This is a genomic window from Baaleninema simplex PCC 7105 (assembly GCF_000332355.1).
Lineage (GTDB): Bacteria > Cyanobacteriota > Cyanobacteriia > Cyanobacteriales > Geitlerinemataceae > Baaleninema > Baaleninema simplex.
The window spans coordinates 1,023,175-1,043,657 of the sequence record NZ_KB235958.1; the positions used below are offsets into that span (position 1 = coordinate 1,023,175).

Consider the following 20,483-nt stretch of genomic DNA (forward strand, 5'->3'; position numbering starts at 1 on the left):
CGATGCTGGCGACTGCCCGCTGTCGTCCCCGCGTTGTGCCGCTACTTGTGACGGATAAAAAAAGACCGATTTCTGGCCCGACATGCTCTAGCCAATGCCCACGCACTGCTTTCTCTATCCCTTCCAAGCTCTTGACGGCTTCTGGAGCCGTCTCTTCGTAGAGCAATTCGGCTAACTCCTGAGTGAGTTCTTTGAGGCGGGCTTGCTTAGATGCATCCATGGGTCTGACCGGTTTCGTTATGAACTGCCCAAAGCTTAGCTCTTATGCTGCTCTTTAAGGGTAAGCATTTTTGCTTATTGCATAACTGGGATGCACCCGATAGGCGCATAAAAAAAATAGATTTGTCTGGAGTAAACCTGAGCGGAGCGATTTTTCGGGACGCTGTTCGTTCTGGAATTGGGACTCCTCGCTATCGTCTAAATTTACGGAATGCCAACCTTTCAAATACAGACCTAAGAAATGTTGATTTTTATGAAGCCAATCTAGAAGGTGCCGATCTATCGGGGGCAGACCTCAGAGGAGCCAATCTCGCGAGTTCTAAAACGACTGGAGCTAACTTGAGTCGTGCCAATTTAACGGATGCAAGTATATCTGACGCTCGGTTAGACGAAGTCGATCTACGTGAAGCAAACTTGACGCGAGTTTATGCAGGCGGATGTGACTTTAGTGGAGCCGATATGACCGATGCGATTTTGATTGAAGCAGATTTGAACGAAGCTCCCTTCATGGGGACAAATTTAACGAGAGTCAATCTTCGTGGCGCGAAGTTCGGCTATTACTATTACGAAGAGGATGAAAATTATCAGGAGATAGGGGAAGAATTGTTCGAGCCTCAGGTACCGTTAATGCGCGAGGCAAACCTGACGGAGGTTGACTTCAGTGTAACAGACTTAGCTGCTGTAACAGATGTAACAAACATATCTTCTGTCTGTGACAGAAAGTGGCAGAATGCTGTTTTCTGCAATACAGTCATGCCAGACGGCACAGTCAGAAATTAGAGAGGTCGTGTTGAGGGATTGCGACCCTCAACACGAGAACTTGTTGAATTTTTTTATATTTTATGCTGTTAGGCTGACGCAGAGGGAAAATCTTCTACTCTGTCGGTTCCGCTATACTCCTTGCCTTTGAGTGCATTTCTAACCTCTTCAGGAAGATTGGAAAGTAAGCTCAGTCCAGTCTTCTCTTCAATGTATCCAATTCGACTTTGTGTGCTGCACCCAACTACCACTTTGTCGTGCTGGATCGTTCGGCAAGACTACGCCAATAACTGTTGTGTCTGCGGTGATGTCAACCAGATCTTGACCGGGTTTGAGAAGAAGGTTAACCTGCCAGATACTTTCAGGAATATTTACCCCATTCGGCACGAGAGGGTTGTTTGGAAAACTGTTATTCAAGCTTCCAATTCCACCAGCAATCGTATAGATATTCCAATTTTTACTATCGACGAGTCTTTTATTGAATACTTCTAGATTCCTCCACATTCCGTTCTGATTAGTAAATCCTTCCTTCATGAGGAAGAAGATTCGAGGTAAAGTAAGTTGCAAGCTGATCTTTTGGAGTTCTGTTTCGCAATTCTCTAGCCATTACATGACCTCGATCGAAACTACGAGCGGGATCGGTATAATCTGAAGATTTGACCGAGTTAATTCCAGCGTTCCTGAGAAACGGATCGATCCTCCATCTATCAGAAGTTTCTTCTCGCTTCAAATCTCCAAGCCATGCTTTATTCGTGTGCCAGCTCACCCAATTTGCCCCTTTATCACTCTCATTATAAGAAGCACTGTACTGCGGTCGCTCGATTAGGAAATTGTTTTTGTCTTGACCTGCAATCCGATGGTTGAGAGTTGGATTCCCCAGTAATAAGTGTTGGCTCTTGAAGAATACATCATCTAATAAAACCTGAGTGCTACCTTCAACATCAAACTCTAATGTAGCAACCTTTCCGCGAAGTTCTTGAGGAATTTCAACGTGAAACGTTTCAAACCCTTGGTTTCCATAGCCAATACGGTATTTATCAGCTGCATTATAGCTCTTTGCATTGCTAGCAGGTTCTAAAAATATAGTTTCAGTTTTACTTGAAGAGTCTCCTTTGACGGTCACCTTAACCTCTCCACCATTGGGTTCAGGAGCATAGAGATCGAAACGCAATACGCCCCAATCGGGAACCACAAAGCGATTGTGTGTAATCTTGTTACCATCTCCCAGCTTCAGCGCGTAATCCATTTGATACCCATCCGAACTTGGATTGTTCCCCACTTTCTGTAAATGCTCGGCCAACAGGTCATCCCGGACTGCTTCTGCCTTCAAATCCACCAACTGAGAAGTCGAAACCCGATTCCCCCCATTGTGGAACGACCAACCGGGAACCGCATCAGAAATCAAATTACGGAACCCATCCTTCGGCTGAAACACCGCATCGAAATTTCCATTAAACAGCGTCGGCACCGCAAAATCTCCCCGCATCGGCGCATCGTAAGTATTATCAAACGCCACCGGAACCCGTTCCACATCCGATGACGGACGCAAATCTAACGCCGCACCGCCTCCCAACACCGAATAGAACCAACCCGTACCAATCCCTTCCCAAGGCGCGCTCTCCTCTCCATGAGCGAACTCCGACCCCAGATGGTCCGGCGAATACCAAGGACTCACATGAGGAAACGCCTCATCATATAAATGGTCGTAGTAACCATCTCCCCGACGGCGGAATAACGCTCCCTCATCCGACTCGGAATCGAACGGGAAATGAGTCGGGAACAAATCAGCCGTTCCTGCATACCAGTTGGGAACGCGAGTGTGAGTTCCCCCGAACCCGAAAAGAGGATCGGTTTCGCGAGTAAAGCCAACTCGTCCGTCTTCGTAACCCTCCTCTCCCTGACGAGTTCCCAACTGTATTGAAACATCGGGTTCTCCCAGCAACGGCGCGTTGGGGTCGGGATTCCAATTCGCCCATCCTTGACGGGGAAATTTTAGACCAGCGGGATCGATCGTTTCTGTTGTGGGAAGACGAGGAATATCTCGACCGCCCGGCGTGAACGTCATTCCTTCAAGCTCGGGAACCGTCTGATAGTAATTATCGGCAAAGGTGACGTTCTCCCAAACTTGTACTTTCGGCTCCCGGAAATCGGAGAAATCTAAGTCCAACAGTCTCAGGCTCGGTTGATTGAAATCATGGGGGTCGAGGGTCGTCATTTGCAAATCCCGAACGCTCGAACCGATTTTTCCACCCGCATTGGGGAAATACGTTCCCAATCGCTGTACGATTTCACTGTTGACCACCGTACCGCGACTGAAGCCGATGAAGTGTAGGGGAGAGTCGAACAGCGCTCCCTGTTCGGCATCTGAGTTCGGTTTGAGCAAGTTGTCGAGCTGGACTAAGGAAGAAAACAGCGAGTCGCCGGGGGCTGCATTCAACGACACGACATCGACTGTCGAAGCCACTGTGAGACTGTAATCTTCACCGTCTGTCGTTATGGGAGCCAAAGGATCGTCCGGATCGACCTCGTAGCGCCGTTCTCCTGTTATTGGGTTTTCTGTGGTTTTCAACCGTCCCGCCAGGAAAATATTCGGATTGAGTTCCTCAATCGGTTGAGAGCGCAAGTCCTCCCAATGACTCGGGTTACTCGCCGTTGCCAACATCTGCTCGACATCGAAAACGAAGGTACTTTCGAGTCCCGGATAGGCAGCGTACAAGGCTTTTCCATCACCGGAGAGCGCCACGCCGTTAACCTGAGCTTCGGGGAGCGATCGCGTCCCCGCCACCAATTGCGGGTTGTCGCTCAGGGCGTCTTTAATAATGCCGATGTTGCCTTTACCGTTCCAACCGGGGAGTCCGAGACCCAAGGCGCGATAGTTATGACCGGCGACAAAGGCGTAGTGAGTATCTTCGTAAGGAACCACAACCACTTCAACGGCTTCGTTGACATCGAAATCGTCGAAGGGACTGCCCAGAGACAGCGGCGTATAGTGAATCGTGGCTTGGAAATCGCTGGGGTCGTTGTGGGTAATCGACAGCACGCCGTATCCCTTCCCGTCTTCGTTGCGGTTGGTAAAGACCATTTTGTCGGGGTCGGGAGTGGCAGCCAATCCTTCGGGTCGCCAGCTCGTTTCGATCGCGGCAATGGATTCGTGCCAGTGTCGGGGATTGGCTTCGCCTTCAAGGGGGCGATCGGCCGGGTCGATATTGAATACGAGAAGCTGACCGTAAGAGTTGCCGCTATTGGCTTTCGGCGTATCCGTGGTCGCGAACAGGCGAGTTCTATGTCGTTAGCGATACGTTTTCCACGTATGACCGGTTTTACTCAGCGAAACAACGGATTGGGGTAAGGTGCATCGACAGGTAGGAGATGTGCTTGACTCAAATCGACTTCAGGCGGAATCTGTGCGTCACCGTAGATATAGGTATTTGTGAAGTCAGTATTTTCAAACTGACAGTCTTGAAATGAGACGTTTCGTAAATGTGAATTCTTAAAACTTGCATATCGCAAGCTCGATCCAGAAAAATCTGTATCTCGTATTAGAGTGGTAATAATTTGACAAAAACAGAGTTGAGCATTCTGTATATTTCCTCTAAAAATATATAGTCCTACTAGAGAAGCATGATTTAAATTCGCAAAATTCAGATTGAGATCGTAAAAAGTAATAGGAGAAATTTGAATTGGGTTGACCTCATTCAAGTTAATTTCTTTTTTATCAACGAGACTCAAATTGGCATAGCTCAAATTAGCATAACTTAAGTTAAGATTACTAAGACCAACACTATTTTCACCAGCTAAACCTTGGATTCGGCTAAAGTCAGCATGACTCAAATTAGAGTGTGGCTTCAAAATATAAGATTTTGTAAGTTTGTCTAAGGACACATCTGGTACATAATATAATCGTATCTGTTTACCTTCTTTATTTCTGCCAAAATTACGATAATTAGAGTTATTATAGTAACGAAACAAAGAACCTTCAAAATCCACTTCTGTAAAGATGCAATTCTCCTCAATATAGGAATCTAAGAAGTTAGAGTATTTAATTATCGTGTTGTTAAAATAACAGTCTTGTAACCATAGCTGCCTTGCCACACAGTAAGATAAGTTTGTTTTGTTGAAATTGACAAACTTCAGTGTCATATCAGATAAGTGTGAATAACTTAAGTTAGCACTTGAGAAGTCAGTGTAGTAATTTTGAGAGCTGCAAATATATGAAGATCTTAAATTAGCTTTGTCGAAAGTAGTACCATTTAGGGTTTTACAGTAATCGATACGACATCTTTCTAAGTTTGCACCTGTAAAATCTGCATCTTCTAAGTTTGATTCAATAAATTTAATTTCAGGTATATGAAACTCTCGAAAGCTTTCACCACTTACATCTTTTGATATAAAATCTCTTATACCTAAGTTATACTGCTCCAGTAATTCTAATGCTGAAATCTTGTCCATGTTCATTTTAAAACGGCTTGATTTTTTATCTATTTAAATGATTTTGGATTTGGTTTTTCTCCTTTTTTGTTTTTGAATTTTACTTCATATTTTTTCAGATTACTAGCTAATTGATTAGGTAGGCGGTTGAAAAAAATCAAGTTAGTTTGGTCTTCGATAAATTCAACAGTTCGTGTCCAATCTTGCCAGGTAGTAGTTTCTTGTGGCAAATCTTCTCGAGTATTAGGCATCCGAACAGCAATGACATTTTCAATGTCTTCAGCCTGAATTTCTGCCAAGTTTAAGCCAGGCTTATTCAGGATCAGAGCGACTTTCCAAAAATACTTGGGAACTCGAATTTCTTTATCTGAAATTTGTTCCTGCTCTCCATAACTTCCTGTAATAATATGTACATCTTTTTCGAGATTTGCTTGTTCTTGAAGATATTTTTCAAATTCATCCCATATTCCCTCATTAACAGTCTGATACTGAGGATTAATATTTGACAAAATAAATGTTGCCATATAGTCTTTTTCTGTTCGAGTGCGATCAGTTGCAGCAGTTAGATGGCCTTGAGCCCAGCCCCCACGATAGTCCTCTGTGACTGGATGAGGGGCAAATTCATCAGGTAGCGTTAAATCCATGACAAAGTTGTCTGGTCGTTTTTGCTTCCCCGATAACCAAGATTGATTGAGCTGAAAGCTAACCCAGTTAGCATTTTTTGCCTCATTATTATAAGAAACAACATACTGTGGCTTTTCAATCAGATAATTATTTTCATGTCCAACAGCCTCTTTTCTAGATTCAAATCCGTCTAGTATAGGAATCCCTGATTGTGTATGTTTGCTACTAAACAAGACATTGTCCAAATAGATTGACTTATTTCCCTTGACTTCAATTTTCAACAAACCTGGTTTTCCACGCACCTCACTTGGAACGTTAACAACAAAAGTTTCAAATCCTATTGCACCGTAATCAACCCGATTTAAATTCTCTTGCACCCATAAAGGTATATCTGTTGAAGTTACTTCAGGCTCTACCTTTAAGTATGATGGGCGAAGATCGACTGCTAAGTCAGTGTTGGCGACTACTTTCTGTTCATTTATTTTAGGCTGAGGTTTCGTTGCCAAACTAGGCTCAGCAATACTCTCTAGAGTATACTGTTGACCATCAACCTCCAAAGAAATATCTATATAATTCCCCGTTTGAAGAAGCAGGCGATTCCGCTCCTCTTCCGTTTCCGCTTTCAGATCGGGAACAAACACATCGAGATGCAGCGAACCCGAATCGGGAATCAGGAAGCGATTGTGAGTAATACTATTATTCTGACCCGGATTGAGATGGAGAGCAAAATCGGGTTGCGTTCCCGATCGATCGAAAGAATTCAAATTCGGAATGTCGCTCCGCTCAACTAGATTGTCTGTCGTTGCACTAAGATTAAGTGGTTTTCCATTATGGAACGACCATCCAGGAATGGCTGTCGAGAACCAGGGCTTTCGAGAAAGTCGATCGTTTTCATCAACGATCGCTACATCGAAGTTGCCATTAAACAGTGTCGGCACCGCAAAATCGCCCTTCATATACGATTGTGCCGTATTATCGTCTTTCACACTGGTCTGCCGTCGTATCAAAGGGTTTGGATATTCAGACCATCCCGGCCGACGACCCTGTCCTCCTCCAAGAACCGAGTAGAACCAACCGTGACCTGTTCCTTCTTCGGGTTTATTTCCATCCAGGGAAGAATACCAGGGTCGAACTGAAGAGCCTGAAAAATCATCCCCCAGAATTTCTGGGAGATCCGAATCACCGCGTCGATCGTAAATCGGTTCGGTTCTGGGTAAAGGAGCGCGATCGAGCTGAGAGGGCAACTGTAATTCCTCCAAGGCCAAATCCACAGTTCCAGCATACCAAGATAGAGCTTTTAAGTGCGGGCCGCCTACGCGATCGTCTGGCTTAAAGCCACTTAAATCGTTCAGACGATAGTTGAGATCCGCCCCATCGGGGGTCAGGATATCGATCTCTTGACTCTCATCAACATTGCCGAGCGATCGACCGTTAGGGGTCAGAGTCGTTCCCTGTTCGTCGGCAACAGTTTGGTAGTAATTGTCAGCAAACGTAATGTTGTCCCAAACTCGTACTTCAGGTTCTTGAAAATCGCTAAAATCTGCGATGGGAGAACCAAGATTTTCTTGCTTGAAGTCGTGAGGATCGATGGTTGTCATGTGTAGGTCTCCATCTCCCTCTTCTCGAACACCCGCATCGGGATAGTAAGTTCCCAAGCGTTGCACGATCTCACTATTGACAACTGTTCCCCGACTGAAACCGATAAAATGCAATGGTGAGTCAAAAACTGCACCTTGTTCTCGAATGAATTTCCCTTGTTCTGGATCGTATTGGGCGCTACCGCCAAGTAACCGATCGAGTTCGACTAGGGACGCGAAAATTGCATCGGCTGCTCCCTCAGTAAAGCCAGTATCGGAAATTACCGATTCACCACCTGATGACCATTCAGGTAATAGAACCAGTGGCTTAAGTAGTTTTGGACGATCGGGATTACCTCCAATAAATTTTTCAGTAATTATCTGTTTCAAAGCATCTAGATAACTTTGCCTAGCATTGAGATAACTTGGTCTATCATTCGCGTTTTTGATATCATTTAGGCTGTCAATTAGCCCCAACTGGATGTTGCCTGAACTGTCAGTTGGAACCCAAACCCCCTCTCTTTTATCGTAGCGCAAGATTAAACCGGCGCTGTCAGCACCAGTTGTAACGTTAGCAATCTTGTCAGCCATTTTGTAGAACGACTGGGGAATTCCAAATGGTACTGGTAGAAGCGTAAAGCCATGTGTCAAGATACTCACACTACTGAAAGGTGTAGAGTAGTCAAGCGAACTATAAGTTTGAAGAACTTGCGTCTCGGTTTCTACTTCACCGCTACGGCTAATTGCCTCAACTCCCCAGTGATAGGTTTGTCCTGCCATTAACTGGCGATCGTCCGGTAGTGTCAACTGCGTCGCCGTATTGGGTGGAGCGCCTTCTGAGGTAGCCAGTAGCGTCGAACCGTCATAACTGTACCACTGTCCGTCTCGCCAGGTTGCCGTAAGAATCCGACCGGGATTGAAATCGTCGTAACCGTTCCAATCTCGCGTTAGCAAGTCTCGCTTCTCTGACGAACTGAGGTTCGGCAGCACTGAATTATCCGAGAGATCGACAACTTCGTCCCAAGGGAACAACCCTTCTCCTTCCTCAAACGTGCTGACAAATACATGAATTTCCGAAATGTCGTCCTCGTCGATTTCTTCAAAATCCCAAGTTAACGTCGGCGTGAGATCGTCGCTAGGTGGTGAATTCAACGACACGACATCGATCGTCGAAGCCACCGTGACGCTGTAATCTTCACCCTCAGTACTGAGGGGAGCCAAAGGATCGTCCGGATCGACCTCGTAGCGTTGTTCCCCAGTCGCGGGGTTTTCAATCGTCCTCAACCGTCCCGCCAGGAAAATATTTGAATTGAGTTCCTCAATCGGTTGAGAGCGCAAGTCCTCCCAATGACTCGGGTTACTCGCCGTTGCCAACATCTGCTCGACATCGAAAACGAAGGTACTTTCGAGTCCCGGATAGGCAGCGTACAAGGCTTTTCCGTCACCCGAGAGCGCCACGCCGTTAACCTGAGCTTCGGGGAGCGATCGCGTCCCCGCCACCAATTGCGGGTTGTCGCTCAGGGCATCTTTAATAATGCCGATGTTGCCTTTACCGTTCCAACCGGGGAGTCCGAGACCCAAGGCGCGATAGTTGTGACCGGCGACAAAGGCGTAGTGGGTGTCTTCGTAAGGAACCACAACCACTTCAACGGCTTCGTTGACATCGAAATCGTCGAAAGAGCTGCCCAGAGACAGCGGCGTGTAGTGAATCGCGGCTTGGAAATCGCTGGGGTCGTTGTGGGTAACCGACAGCACGCCGTATCCCTTTCCGTCTTCGTTGCGGTTGGTAAAGACCATTTTGTTGGGGTCGGGGGTGGCGGCCAGTCCTTCGGGTCGCCAGCTCGTTTCAATGGCTGCAATGCGTTCGTGCCAGCGTCGGGGATTGGCTTCGCCTTCAAGGGGGCGATCGGCCGGGTCGATGTTGAATACGAGAAGCTGACCGTAAGAGTTGCCGCTATTGGCTTTCGGCGTATCCGTGGTGGCAAACAGACGAGTTCCGTCGGGACTGACGGCGAGGCGGTTGAGTCCTTTATCGCCGCCCTCGAAGTCCAGCGTGTCGATATGCTGGTTGAACGTTTCGGAGTTGGGGTCGATATCGATGACGTAAATGGCTCCGAGGCGACCGTCGGCAACGTAGGCGTAGCGATCGCGCGCGCCGATGGCGATATCGGTCAGAAAAGCGTTAACCGGAAGGTCGATGGCATCGAGAGCCTGAGTTTCCGGCAGCGCATCGACCTGACGCAGTCCCAATAAATCCACTACGGCGACTTTTGCCGAATCTTCTAAGGTCACGTAAGCTCGAGTGGCATCGCTGGTATTGGCAACAAATTTCGGTCGAGCGTCGATGCCTTCCCCCAGAGGAATCTTCGCTTGCAGCAAGTCTTGAGATCCCGTGGCAGCGACCACCTCGTGAGGATTGAGAGCATTGAGAACGTTGAGGGTTTTCCCGTTGGCGGTTGGTACTAACGCCAAGCCAATCGCATCGGGAACGGGGAGCTTGACCGTTTCTGAGGTGAGGGTTTCTTCAGCCGTCCTACCTAAACCTATTTCAGGGGTTTGAGTGGCTTCAATTTCGAGTGTGGCTACAGTTTTTTCCACAGAAACGCGAGCTTCCCCATAAGGAACTTTATCTGTCACCACTGCTAACCGAGCATCAGTTTCCGTCAACTGGCTCAATTGAGGTAGGATTTCTCCTTCGTAGGTTTTGTCACCGAGATGGAACTGAACGGTGAGGTTGTCGAGATTTGTCCCAAAGTTTTCTCCAGTTAGGAAAACAACTGGCCCGGCTTCTGGAGCGTCGGGAGAGACGCTCACCTCGACTTTTGTAATAGCGACCGCGTCGGGATCGGCAGGAGGCGGAATAATATCGGTTAGAGTACCAACTTGGCCGGGATTGAGTTCGACACCCGACTCAGTGGTAAACGGCAATCCAACCCTAGGAATTGAGACAACATTAACCCGTGGTCGCGCGGCTTCTTTTAAAATGAGAATCGCCTCGGCATACTGAAGTACACCATCAGTCACCTGTCCGATTCCCCGGCTCAATCCAACACCTCGAGAAAGGGGATTTGAAGCTGAATTCCCCCCCGAACCTCCAGTCAATTGTCTTAGAAGACTGTGCGATGTTATGCCATAGGCTGAAGCCACGCCTTGAGCGGTTAAAAACACTGCTGACATTGCACGATCCAACGCCACCAAAACTCGCTCGACAGAATACTCAAATGTAGGAACAACTAACGAAAACTCACCGGAACGAACTGCACCCGGCCAAGGTGGCGACTGCGTTAAGATTCGCTGTCCGTCTTCGCTGACGATACCCGACTCTCGAGCGAACCACATCGGATTGAGAGTCCCCGTCTCGTCGGGTAACTCGCCCTTCCGCAAGAAAAATACTTCCGTTCCAGGTTCCAAGTTCGCCCCATCCGGAACGGGGATCGCCAGTTGTGCGGGAACGGCTAACGGCTCGTCACCGACGTCTAACTTAAAGCCCCCCACAAAACTGTATTCCTCGGGAACGGGTGTCGAGAGTTCGCTTTCGGCTAGGGGTTCGATACTCACCGTCGTCGCCTCGGACAGCGCCCCCGGTGCTAACAGAACCAGAGAGCCGTCCGATCCGGCGATCGCCCCCTGACAAGGCTATGATTGTAAGAGAGAGAGAAAGAGCCGACAAAGAGAAAGCCGTAGACTCGTTTAGGAGAAGCCATGAAATACAACTCAGCTTACCTCAAACAGTGGTCGCAAGAAGTCAGTCGTCATTTTCCGAATCTTTCCTTGCCACAAGTATCAGGGCTAGCCACCTGGAGCTTTGGCATGATGATGAGTCGCTCTTCAAGTCTGACTCAAGTGTCAGAGTGTATTGCCCAAGTCAACGGGGAAAAATTCACCAACGTACGTCAAAGACTACAACAGTGGTACAAAGAAAAACGCCAAGCTTACGGTCGTAAATATGCTGAGCTAGATGTAGCCAGTTGTTTCGCGCCGCTGCTGAAGTGGGTCTTAGAGCTATTAGGAGAGAGCGACGACCTGTTCCTGGCCTTAGATGCGACCCATATCGGTCAAAAATTTATCGTCTTGTCACTCAACGTACTCTATCGCGGCAGTGGCATTCCCGTGGCCTGGAAAATCGTGAAAGCTTCCCAGAAACACCCCTGGAAGCCCCTGTGGCAAGACTTGCTCCGTCGCTTGAGCGGAGTGGTTCCCGAGTCGGTCAGGGTTTGGGTTTTGGCCGATCGAGGACTCTATGCTTGTTGGCTGTATGAGGAAATTGTGGCTCTGGGATGGCATCCTTTGTTACGTATTAACTCACAAGGCTATTACCAAGTGCGCTCGGGGGAAACTCTCGCCGACTGGCAACCTCTCGAGCAAGTGGTTCGAGTTGGTGAGAGTTTTAGTCAACCGGTACGCTGCTTTCGCCAAAATCCTCTCGATTGTACCCTGTTAGCCCGATGGGACGAGGATTACAAAGACCCTTGGCTGTTGCTGAGTGACGCCTCACCTCAATCGGCTTCGGCTGCCTTTTATGGCTTTCGCTCTTGGACTGAAGCGGCTTATCGCGATCTCAAGAGCGATGGCTTTAATTGGCAACGCACCCGTTTGACTCATCCTCACCGGGCTGAGTGTCTTTGGCTGGCCATGTCTGTGGCTTTACTTTGGCTCATCACCGAAGGGGCTTGTCGGGAAGACTCCCAAAAGCCTTCGACTTCCCCTCGGACTGACTCTGACTCGACCGGTCTGGCCGCCGCGACCCTCAGACCGAGAACTCTTTCTTGTTGGCGCCTTGGCTGTATCTCTTTTGTCGTCCGCCTCTTTCAAGGACTTCCCTTGAGTTGGGGACGCCACCGTACTTCTCCCTATCCTGGGGCTTCTTTGGCTTTCGATACCTCCTAAGTAAAAGTCATAGCCTTATCAGGCGATCGCCCCTCCCTCTTCCGTCACCACATCCGGGCCGGGAACGGGAATATCCACCAGCAGCGGAATTAAGGTTTCTGCGCCTCCGTGAACGACGGTCACGTCTGCAATTCCCGTCTGTTTGACGGAAATGCGTCCGTCTTCAGAAATCTCTAAGACCTCTGTATTGCCAGCGTAGTAGCGCGTTCCCGCATCGCCAAACTTCAGATCGGGAGAGTCTTCTAACCCGGCAATTCCCACTAACAACTGTCGTTGAATGCCCTCCGCTAACGTAATCGCCGGAGGATAGACATCGAGACCGTAGGATTCGGCCAGACTCACGTTGAACTCGTCTTCCGTCGTAGGAGGCGGAAGTTCGCCAACGCGCAAAGCCGTCACCGCCTGAACCGGCCCTCGCGAAGCCCGCAAGACCGAAACTCCATCGGCGATCGCGGTGACTAAACCCGTTTCGTCGAAAGTGGCAACAGCGATCGCGTCAGAGTCGTAATCGAGATAGGAATCCGGTAGGACGACATCTTTTTCATCGGCAAAATCGCCGACAACCACGAGTTCGGTGGTTTCGCCCGCATCGAGGACTGTGGCGCGATCGACGAAATCCAATCGCACTAACGGCGCGTCGCTCACCTCCAAGGAAATGGTTTGTCGAACGGGGTTATCAAACCCGTCGTCTACCACTAACTCGAAGCTGGCACTGCCATCGATATCGACATCGGGGATAAATACCGCTGTCTCGCCGTCGCTGGCTAAGGATACCGTTCCGTTCGTGACGTTTTCAACGCTGTAGGCGAGCGAATCGCCGTCGGGATCTCGCACGAGATCGGACAGCGAAATCTGCTTTTCGAGTCCCTCGTGGGTGAAGAACGTATCCGGCTCGATCTCTGGCGGACGGTTCACGGTTCCGTTGCCAGTTTGATAAACTTCAACTCCACCTTCAGAGTTAATTACGCGAACGATCCAGTGGGCGGGGTCTTCACTGTAGACGAACTGAGTCGTCTCCATTTGAAGGTCTTCGTAATCGAACGCCTTCGCGCTGACGAGATCTCCGGCGGCATCGTATCGATAGACGGCGTCGTTGGCTCCCGGAACGTCTACGGCAGTGATTCGTCCCTCGCGATCGCGATCGAAGGTGATTTGCACGCCCGACTCGCTCGAAACGCCGTTTTCGGTAAAGTACACCTCACCGCCACTTTCGCCGATCGCCTTCACGAGATCGCCACTCTGACCGTCGATGACGTACTCGATACCGTCTCCCGTTTCCAGAACGTACTGACCGCCGAAAAAGGGATTCGCCGGGTTGTAAGGTTCTCCGATCGCCCAACCGTAGTATTGGTTGCCCACTTTCTGCAAGTTGAAATCGGGAACCGTCAACTGACTCGTCGAGTTCGGGTCGTCGGGAACGAAGGCTGGATGGTAGATTCCGGGGTCGCGACTGCCAAACTCGCGATCGAACTTCTCGGCGATGTCCGGATCGGGGGATTGCGGAGGAGCGCTCACCTTCAAGTAAGAATTGATGAAGTCGGGACGTGGCTCGAAGGTAAAGCTTTCGCGTTTTCCGTCGGGCGTCGTGACGTAGACGCGCGTTCCTTCTTCAAAGGCAATGGTGGGACGACCGAGTTCGTTAAAGACGTCGTCCGGTGGCAAACTGGTCCGCAAGTCCGTATCGAGCATTTCGAGCCGCCAACCGTACCCCAGTCGTTCGGTGGCGTCGGCGAGGCGACTGTCGTAAGACCGGGTAATTTTGACTGGCACGCCGTCGAGGGTATCGAACCAGTCTGTATAGGACAGTTCCAGATGTCCCAGCTTAAATTCTCCGCCGATGTGAACGGTTTCGTCGGTAAAGGCAGAGTTCCCTTCTAAGTCGATGGCGGTGAGTCGCAGGCGATAGCTGTCGTTGATGAGGGTTGCCGGATCGATCGCGCCGAGAAGTCCGTTTTCAATGGGATTCGGATCGTCGTCGCGGAAAAATTCAACGAACTCCCCTCCCGAAACGGGGGCAACGGCGAGGGTGTAGTAATCGAGATCGACATCGTCAACGGTTCCGACGAGGTCTGTGGCTTCGGTGATGAGACCTTCACCGAAGTCGGTGGCCAGAGATACGGTCGGAGCCATGCCGTTTCCAGCATTGTAGACGGGGAAGTCGATGGCGACAGTTGCCTGTTTGCCCGAGCGGTCGGTGGCGATCGCTTCGATGGTGTAGGTTCCACTTTCGTTAAAGTCGAGGCGAGTTCGTCCGTTGGGATCGAGGGCGATCGCTTCTCCATCGATCGTCAATCCCAGCGAAGAAATACCCGTATCGTCGGTGGCGGAAACGATAAAGGCGACGGACTCTCCGACGGTGGCCGATTCCGAACTTTGGAACAGTTCGACTTCGGGTAACGCCGTGTCTCCGATCGCTTGGAGTTGATAGCGGGACTTAAACGGTAAAAAAGGTAAAATAAAAGCAAAACCCTTGACTGACAAGGATTTAAGGTGGAGAGTGTCCCCATGAGAGAGACCACCCCAGCCGCTATGCCACCCTGCTTTGAGAAGTGGTGCAAGCGTTTCGACCCCGACTTCAAAACCCAAGCACAAAAAAAGGGGTTTAGACACTATTTGGGAGGATTACTCGGGGAAAGCCAGCGAAAAAACATAACTCAGATGGCAAACGACTCGGTGGGAGTGGTTTACAACCGCTTACATCATTTTATAACGGAATCCCCTTGGGAGGAGAAGCGTATTAACGAACGTCGTTTAAAGGTGGTGGACTCCTGCCATCAAACCCGAGTGGGTCGGGGATTTGCCTTGCTGCTCGATGATACAGGACATCGAAAAAGCGGCAACTTCACCGCAGGTGTGGGAAGACAGTACATCGGAGAAATCGGCAAGCTCGACAACGGAATCGTGGCGGTAACGACCCATCTCTATGATGGCAAAAAAAATTTGCCTCTGGATGTAGAAATCTATCAGCCAGCCAGTTCCTTACCCTCAGGCAAGAAAGATCCCTCTTTCAAAAAGAAACCCGAAATCGCCTTAGAATTAATTGACCGGAGTTTAAAGAGAGGGTATCGACCGGGAATCGTCCTCATGGATGCCGGCTATGGTAACAACACAAATTTTTTAAAGGGACTCGAATCTCGCCGACTGAAGTATCTAGGAGCCGTCGCCAAAAATCGGAAAATCTGGCTGAATCAATCGGGAGAAAATTGGCAAAAGATTCGCCTTGATGAATATGCCAAAAGCTTACCAGAAGAGGACTTTACGTCAGTTTCTCTAAATTCAAACAAGCCCAAAACCCTGTGGGTGGCGACGGGTACGGCAGAGCTGTCACGTCTACAAGGAGAAAGAACCTTTGCTATCGTCATGAATGCAAGTTCTTATGCGGACGCGACAGAAATTGATTATTTTATCACGAATGAAGACTCCGAAAAAGTGACTGCCGAATGGGTCGTGAACACTTACTCAGGGCGAAACTGGGTAGAAGTCTTCTATCGGGAAGCCAAAGGATGGTTGGGTTGGAGGGAATGCCAGGCGAGAGGTTTGAAGAGTTTACAGCGGCATTTAATTTTGGTATTTTGTGCCTACACTTTTATCCTTTGGCATAAGTTGACGGGCGGTTTACGAAGGAAGTGGGCGAACCAACCTTTGGAAACTTTTGTAGATGCTTTAGAGGCTTTTCGGACAGCCATGTCTTTTCGTTTTGTGGCATGGCTGAACGAGAATCGAGACCTGTTTGCCGCTCACAAAGCGCGTTTTGGCTTGGTTTGGGCTTGAAATTTGTTTAAGTACCGATAGGACTGAACGTCGGTCGCCCCGAAACGATCGGTGACGGTAACTTCGACGGGGAAACTGCCCTCGTCCGTTGCTTGCCACTGCACCCGACCGAAGCGATCGAGACTCATTCCCTCTGGGGCTTCGGTTAACTGATACGAGAGCGCGTCGCCATCGATATCCAAAGCTTCGACGGTATAGCTGTAATCACCGCCGACGACTGCTGTGGCGATCGGTTCGGACGTAAACCGAGGGGGTGAGTTATCGACAACGGTTAGAGTAAAGCGCTGTGCGCCCCCCAAACGTCCGTCGTTCGCGCCGACAGCAACGGTATAAGTTCCCGCTACGGGTTTGTCCCAAAGAACTTCGCCGGTGACAGCATCGACGGCCATTCCCTCGGGAGCTTCGAGGAGTTGGTAGTTTAGGGTATCGCCGTCGGGATCTTCGGCTTCGAGGGTATAGGTATATTCCGTCCCTACACCGGTCAGTCCTTGGGGGGTCGAGGTAATGCGAGGGGCTTGGTTGACGGCCGTCGGTTCGACGACGAGGGTGTAACGCTGGCGGTTGAGGTCGTTGTGAGAGTCGCTGGCGATAATTTCGACGGTGTGGGTGCCGAGGGTGGGTGCGTCCCACAGTACCTCTCCCGTCAGCTCGTCGACCGTCATGCCTTCGGGTCGTTCGCCCAAACTGAAGCGTAGAGCGTCTCCTTCGGGGTCGGTGGCTTCGACGGCGTAACGGTAGGGTTGTCCGACTCCGGCGGCGGTGGGGGGGACGGAGGTAATCGCTGGGGGCGTGTTGGTGCCGTTGACTTGGACGGTGAAGCCCTGTCCGCTGAAGCTACCCCGGCTGTCGGTAACGCGGACGGCAAATTCGCGATCGCCGAGTTGAGTTTCGGTCGGTTGCCAGCTCAAAACGCCCGTCAGCGGGTCGAGGACGGCTCCGGTGGGGGCGCTTGGCAATGCTGGCAGGTCTCGGGTTGATACTCGATGATCTCGCTACAGTGACTCGGTTCGTATAACTGTCGTCCAAATCCTTTGTGTCCTTTTTGCCCTCCCCGTTTACGTCTGCTTCCTTTGTCTTTCTTCTCTTGTTTGGCTTGAGGGGGTTGCTTTGAGGGGGGATGGAGCTGTTTGAGGCGTTGAGTCCCAGACGTTCTTCGATGGCGGCAATTCGTTGCTCTTGATTCCTCACTAAATTTTTCACGCTTCCTGGAGTCTTTTCCCAGTCCACGCAAGGAATCTTGATGTCGCCTATGGTTATGCTCTCTTCCATGTCCCTCAGTTTACACCATACCCCCCTGAATGGTTACAATGATTCTGCTATAGTTTATCCAAAAAACTGACTATTTCAGTATTTTTTAACTTGCGTGCTTTCATTAAAGGAGTATTTCCATAGCTATCCTGAACAGCCAAATTTGCTCCTGCATTTACAAGCAGCCTGACTAAGTCTAAAGATTGATTTTCTATAGCAAACATAAGTGCTGTTTTTTGTGTATCTTCATCACACAAATTTGGATTTGCTCCAGACTCTAAAAGTTTTTTGGCTGCCAGGAATTTCCCTTCTTGCACAGCCAACATGAGTGCTGTCATTCCATTTTCACACCAGACTCCACTTTGGCGACAAGTATCCACATCTATATCTGTATCAAGCAGAATTTCAATAGCTTGAATGTTTCCTTCAATAGCTGCGCCAATTAAACAAAATTCTCTTGTTTTTTTATCTGTAAATAGAGATAAGTACCTGAATGCTCCCCACTGCTCTGTGCTAGCCGCATACATTAATGCTGAATCTCCTTCCATATCAATTAGATTTATATTTGCTCCATTTTCAAGAAGTAGAGCGATTGCTTCTAAATTTCCATTAGAAGATGCCCTCATGAGGAGGGTTTCTCCACATTCATTTTGGAAATTTACATCATACCCATCAGCAAGAATTTGAACAATGTCTTGGATATCAACTTCTGAAATTAGATCGTCAAAGTCTTCCATATTATGAACCTACTGAAATATCCGATCGGGTTGCACGAAATAGACGATCCAAAAAGGACATATAGCCAGCCCCACTGATTCGTAAAATTCTGCAACCTGGAAGTCCCTTAAAAAGAGATCCCAACTGTAGAGGTCGTTTACAACTCAAATGATTTGGCCATATAAAACAGTAACTTCTATCTCGTTCGACTCAAAATAGGTGCAATTGCTGCAAAAACACCATAAGAACTAGAAAGACGCTTAATTCTTGCAAATTCAGCCTGAGTTGGACGATATAAGGTCACGTATAAAGCAGTTGGGTGGTACTGCCGCCCATTCTCAAAGCTAGCATACTCCATGATAGCTTTGAATTGCGATCGGTTGCCAAGAACTGTTTTCCCGGCAAGCTTAACATCCCCAATCAAAAAGGCTTTTGGTTTTTTGTCGGTTGTTCGAGGTCCTCCATCCTTTATAATAAAATCTGGCCGTTTACCGTAGAGTTCTTCCGTGAAGAACCACTGGTTTTCATTTTCAGGAAATTGACTTCCACAAGCCCATCCATCATCAAGTGGCTTTCCCTTTGATGAAATACGAGGTTGTAGCCAAAGATGCTGTGTGAATTGTTGAAATGATTCACCAATCACACTACAAATAGCTCCTCGAAGTACACTCTCAAATTCAGTACCTGCATCCATAGTGCGACCCATGTTGATGACATTCTGGAATTCGGTAAAGGGTACTAGCTGCTTCATAACAGACACAAGAACATCTCCGGCAACTCCCTTGGCTCGATCCAATAAATATTCCTTAGCTTGCTGAGCACTATAGTTTCGGATACCTTCCAAAATTTTCCTTACATGAATTGATGCAAGCAAATCTCCAAGCGGAATCTCCCCAGTCGGATCGCTATAAACCAGAGGATTGTTATAAACAAACTGATAGGGATTACTGCTCTCCGGCACCGTCTCGATGACCTCAACCGGGTCGCGACTGACAAAGCGTCCCGTCTCGGGGTCGTAATACCGCGCTCGGAAATGGTACAAATCCGTATTCGACTCCAACCACTGACCCTGGAAGCGGAAATCTCCCCCTAAACCTTCCGACAACGCCTCCGGCGTCTGCAAATTGCCAAAACTATCGTAGCGGAACTCCGCCACCTCTTGACCGTTGCCATCTACCAAACCGATGACACTTCCCATCGCATCCGTCAGGTAATACACCGGATTACCCGCCTCGTCCACCCGAGCCAGCGGCATATCCCCCGCATAAGCAAACGCCGCCTCTACCTCATTCTCTTTAACAATCAAAAACGGCGAGTCGAGTCCTCCCGTCGTCGGAGCCACCACCACGTCCCGTTTCCCTTGCGCGTCCGTCACCTCAACCCGACGACCCTCGCTGTCGTAAGTATACTCAACAACCGTATTGCCATTAACATCCGAAACGTTGGTCAACTGGTCGTTTTCGTCGTACTCGAACCGCAACGTCTCCCCATCGCGACTGACGGTTTCGACATGACACCCCTCATCGTAGCGGTATTCCGTGCGATTTTTCTACTAATTTTTGTGCCGCGAATTTAACCTTGACTCTGAGTCTGCTATCTTTCTCAGAATGTCTATATGCTCTGGATCTATGCAATTAACTAGTGGAGCTAGTTCCTCAAAAATATCTATATAACCGCCTCTAGCAGCAAATGACAAAGCTGTTTCACCATAACAAGTTTGAATGTTAGGATTGGCACCTGCAAGTACAAGAGTCTTGACAACTTGAATATGGCCTTTGCCAGAAGCAGCCATAAGACCTGTTAAAGCTTCATCCCAAAACTCTTCCTCTAAAAATTGATCGATATCAAGATCTATCTCATTTCTGTATTTGATGAGCATTTCTACAATCTCTAAACGTCCTAATTCACAAGCTAAAACGAATGGAATTTTAGTACAAACGCCCTCTTCCTTTGGAGAAAAAGTTAATTTACGATCGATCGCGTATTTTATAAATTTTATATCGTTTTCCTGAATGGCACTATTTAGTTGAGAAAAGTTGGCACTCAAATGAGGGTTAATTGGTTGGCTATAGTCCATAACTTGTAAGGGATTATTTAATACAGCATGATATAGCAGTACGACGCCGTTTGCGGATTGTTGTCAGGATAGATCGTTACGGAATGGGGTTTTCAGCTAATCTTTTTCCGCAAAACATTTAGGATTGCTATATCCTATGATGCCCGATCTCTATTCCTTAAGGGTGTCATTGATTT

General features: G+C 48.7%; 11 protein-coding genes and 2 pseudogenes. 3 read left to right on the forward strand and 10 right to left on the reverse strand.

Annotated elements, in window-relative coordinates:
- Positions 1 to 220 (reverse strand): annotated as a pseudogene (locus GEI7105_RS38290) (ISKra4 family transposase); the annotation flags it as partial.
- Positions 221 to 264: 44 nt separating this feature from the next.
- On the opposite strand from GEI7105_RS38290, the gene GEI7105_RS33210 reads away from it, so the two are divergent.
- Positions 265 to 999 (forward strand): pentapeptide repeat-containing protein, encoded by a 735-nt coding sequence (locus GEI7105_RS33210; protein WP_017659679.1) that lies wholly within the window; start codon positions 265 to 267, stop codon positions 997 to 999.
- 186 nt (positions 1,000 to 1,185) lie between these two features.
- On the opposite strand, the gene GEI7105_RS40390 is transcribed toward GEI7105_RS33210, so the two are convergent.
- The 4 genes from GEI7105_RS40390 to GEI7105_RS29385 all read right to left on the reverse strand — a co-directional run bounded on the left by GEI7105_RS40390 (position 1,186) and on the right by GEI7105_RS29385 (position 11,165).
- A complete protein-coding gene (locus GEI7105_RS40390; protein ID WP_144053697.1) occupies positions 1,186 to 1,512 on the reverse strand; it encodes a DNA/RNA non-specific endonuclease in 327 nt (108 codons plus the stop codon).
- Positions 1,493 to 4,087 (reverse strand): DNA/RNA non-specific endonuclease, encoded by a 2,595-nt coding sequence (locus GEI7105_RS40395; protein ID WP_017659681.1) that lies wholly within the window; start codon positions 4,085 to 4,087, stop codon positions 1,493 to 1,495. The genes GEI7105_RS40390 and GEI7105_RS40395 overlap by 20 nt, the downstream gene beginning before the upstream one ends.
- 215 nt (positions 4,088 to 4,302) lie before the next feature.
- Positions 4,303 to 5,427, reverse strand: a complete 1,125-nt coding sequence (locus GEI7105_RS34495) for a pentapeptide repeat-containing protein (RefSeq protein WP_245555382.1) — start codon at positions 5,425 to 5,427, stop codon at positions 4,303 to 4,305.
- Between the two features lie 29 nt (positions 5,428 to 5,456).
- Positions 5,457 to 11,165, reverse strand: a complete 5,709-nt coding sequence (locus GEI7105_RS29385; RefSeq protein WP_017659683.1) for a DNA/RNA non-specific endonuclease — start codon at positions 11,163 to 11,165, stop codon at positions 5,457 to 5,459.
- A gap of 144 nt (positions 11,166 to 11,309) precedes the next feature.
- On the opposite strand from GEI7105_RS29385, the gene GEI7105_RS29390 reads away from it, so the two are divergent.
- On the forward strand, positions 11,310 to 12,494 hold the full coding sequence (locus GEI7105_RS29390) for a transposase (RefSeq protein ID WP_071591958.1): 1,185 nt from the start codon (positions 11,310 to 11,312) through the stop codon (positions 12,492 to 12,494).
- An 18-nt stretch (positions 12,495 to 12,512) separates the two neighbouring features.
- Here the strand turns inward: GEI7105_RS29390 and GEI7105_RS0106595 are convergent, their stop codons facing one another.
- Complete coding sequence (locus tag GEI7105_RS0106595) at positions 12,513 to 14,975, reverse strand: Ig-like domain-containing protein (RefSeq protein WP_017659684.1); 2,463 nt, start codon at positions 14,973 to 14,975, stop codon at positions 12,513 to 12,515.
- A 24-nt stretch (positions 14,976 to 14,999) separates the two neighbouring features.
- On the opposite strand from GEI7105_RS0106595, the gene GEI7105_RS0106600 reads away from it, so the two are divergent.
- On the forward strand, positions 15,000 to 16,265 hold the full coding sequence (locus GEI7105_RS0106600; protein ID WP_026097477.1) for an IS701 family transposase: 1,266 nt from the start codon (positions 15,000 to 15,002) through the stop codon (positions 16,263 to 16,265).
- Here the strand turns inward: GEI7105_RS0106600 and GEI7105_RS33215 are convergent.
- The 4 genes and pseudogenes from GEI7105_RS33215 to GEI7105_RS0106620 form a co-directional block, all read right to left on the reverse strand.
- Positions 16,232 to 17,221: an Ig domain-containing protein gene (locus GEI7105_RS33215; protein ID WP_017659686.1), complete on the reverse strand. Its 990-nt coding sequence runs from the start codon at positions 17,219 to 17,221 to the stop codon at positions 16,232 to 16,234. The two genes, GEI7105_RS0106600 and GEI7105_RS33215, sit on opposite strands and share 34 nt — an antisense overlap.
- Before the next feature lie 360 nt (positions 17,222 to 17,581).
- Positions 17,582 to 18,250, reverse strand: a complete 669-nt coding sequence (locus GEI7105_RS0106610; RefSeq protein WP_017659687.1) for an ankyrin repeat domain-containing protein — start codon at positions 18,248 to 18,250, stop codon at positions 17,582 to 17,584.
- Between the two features lie 176 nt (positions 18,251 to 18,426).
- Positions 18,427 to 19,758: pseudogene (locus tag GEI7105_RS0106615) on the reverse strand (RHS repeat domain-containing protein); the annotation flags it as partial.
- 24 nt (positions 19,759 to 19,782) lie between these two features.
- Positions 19,783 to 20,307, reverse strand: coding sequence for an ankyrin repeat domain-containing protein (locus GEI7105_RS0106620; protein WP_017659689.1), 525 nt, complete (start codon positions 20,305 to 20,307; stop codon positions 19,783 to 19,785).
- Positions 20,308 to 20,483: the final 176 nt, after the last annotated feature.